Origin of the sequence: Cellulomonas septica (assembly GCF_012396155.1) — a bacterium.
GTDB classification, from domain to species: domain Bacteria; phylum Actinomycetota; class Actinomycetes; order Actinomycetales; family Cellulomonadaceae; genus Cellulomonas; species Cellulomonas septica.
The window spans coordinates 1-2,282 of sequence record NZ_JAAXOY010000587.1; the positions used below are offsets into that span (position 1 = coordinate 1).

The 2,282-nt window shown below is 74.7% G+C and carries 2 protein-coding genes; both read left to right on the forward strand.

Features of this window, described 5'->3' with window-relative positions:
- Positions 1–249: 249 nt before the first annotated feature.
- Positions 250–711, forward strand: a complete 462-nt coding sequence (hisI, locus tag HGA02_RS16905) for a phosphoribosyl-AMP cyclohydrolase (protein WP_343035561.1) — start codon at positions 250–252, stop codon at positions 709–711.
- Entirely contained in the window at positions 708–2,282 is a 1,575-nt protein-coding gene (locus HGA02_RS16910; RefSeq protein WP_168680327.1) for an anthranilate synthase component I, read from the forward strand. The genes hisI and HGA02_RS16910 overlap by 4 nt, the downstream gene beginning before the upstream one ends.

Here is a 2,282-nt window from a genome sequence, read left to right on the forward strand (position 1 = left end):
AGGTCGACTCCGCGGCCGTCATGGTGAACGCCTCCACCCGGTTCACCGACGGCGGCCAGCTCGGCCTCGGTGCCGAGATCGGCATCTCCACCCAGAAGCTGACACCCGCGGCCCGGGTCGGCCGGACCGTCGACGCGCGCGGGCCGGGGCCCGCGGGACGCGCTGACGTCCCCGCATGCCCACGCCCTCGCCGACGCCGGTCCCGGACACCCGCCCGGGCGGGGCGCGCCACCGTGGCAGGATCGGTCCGTGCCTCGCGAGAACCCGTCCGCCACCCTCCTCGACCCGCAGGTCGCGCAGCGGCTGCGCCACGACGAGCACGGCCTCGTCGCGGCCGTCGTGCAGCAGCACGACACGCGCGAGGTCCTCATGGTCGGCTGGATGGACGACGAGGCGCTGCACCGCACCCTGACGACCGGCCGCGTGACGTTCTGGAGCCGCTCGCGCCAGGAGTACTGGCGCAAGGGCGACACGTCCGGGCACGCGCAGTACGTCAAAACCGTGTCGCTCGACTGCGACGGCGACGCGCTGCTCGTCGAGGTCGACCAGGTCGGCGCCGCCTGCCACACCGGCACCCGCACGTGCTTCGAGGCCGGGGGACCGCTCGCGGTCGTCGCCGGCCACCGACCCGCCCCGGATCCCGCCGCCGCACCCACCGACGCCGTCGCACCCGCACCGGCCGACGCAGCCGCACCCGAAGGAGACGCATGACCGCGCCCGCCGCCCACGTCCCCGCCGACGTCGTCATTGCCGACGTCCCCTGGGGCGGCACGTGGCCGTCGGTCGACACGTTCCGCGCGCTCGCGGCGGACCGGCGCGTCATCCCGGTCGTGCGCCGGCTGCTCGCGGACGACGTGACGCCCGTCGGCCTGTACCGCACGCTCGCGGCGGGCCGCCCGGGCACGTTCGTGCTCGAGTCCGCGGAGTCCGACGGCACGTGGAGCCGCTGGTCGTTCGTCGGCGTCCGCTCGCGCGCGACGCTCACGGTCCGCGACGGCGCGCCCGTGTGGGTCGGCGACGTGCCCGTGGGAGTCCCGACGGAGGGCGACGCGCTCGACGTGCTCGGCCGCACGCTCGACGTCCTGCGCACGCCCGCGATCCACGGCCTGCCGCCGCTGACCGGTGGGCTGGTCGGCGCGCTCGGGTGGGACGTCGTCCGGCACTGGGAGCCGACGCTGCCCGCGAAGGCGCCCGAGGAGCTCGGCGTCCCCGAGCTCACGCTGCTGCTCGCGACCGACCTCGCGGTCGTCGACCACCACGACGGCTCGGTGTGGCTGGTCGCCAACGCGATCAACTTCGACGACACCGACGAGCGCGTCGACGAGGCGCACGCCGACGCCGTCGCGCGGCTCGACGCCATGCAGCGCGCGCTGCTGCACCCGGCCGACCCGGGCGTCGCGGCCCTCGCCGACGTCCCGGAGCCCGAGCTCGAGTTCCGCTCGACGCGCGCGGAGTTCGAGCAGGCCGTCGACATCGGCAAGGAGGCGATCCGCGACGGCGAGGTCTTCCAGATCGTGCTGTCGCAGCGCCTCGACCTCGACTGCCCGGCCGACCCGATCGACGTCTACCGGGTGCTGCGGACGATCAACCCGAGCCCGTACATGTACTACCTGCAGCTCCAGGACGCGGACGGCCACGACTTCGCGGTCGTCGGCTCGAGCCCCGAGACGCTCGTCAAGGTGACCGACGGGCACGTCGTGACGTTCCCGATCGCCGGGTCGCGCCCGCGCGGCGCGACGCCCGAGGAGGACCGCGCGCTCCAGGACGAGGTGCTGGCGGACCCCAAGGAGCGGGCCGAGCACATCATGCTCGTCGACCTGTCCCGCAACGACCTCGTCAAGGTGTGCGAGCCGTCGAGCGTCGAGGTCGTCGAGTTCATGGCGGTCAAGCGGTACTCGCACATCATGCACATCTGCTCGACGGTCGTCGGCCGCCTGCGCGCGGGCGCGACGGCGCTCCAGACGCTCACGGCGACGTTCCCCGCCGGCACGCTGTCGGGCGCCCCCAAGCCGCGCGCGATCGCGCTCATCGACGAGATCGAGCCGGCCCGACGCGGCATCTACGGCGGGACCGTCGGCTACTTCGACTTCGCGGGCGACATGGACATGGCCATCGCGATCCGCACCGCGCTCATCCGGGACGGGCGCGCGAGCGTGCAGGCGGGCGGCGGCATCGTCGCCGACTCGGTCCCCGCGCTCGAGTACGCCGAGTCGCGCAACAAGGCGGCCGCCGCGGTCCGCGCGGTCCAGGTCGCGTCCCGGCTCCGCCGGGTCGCCGAGTGA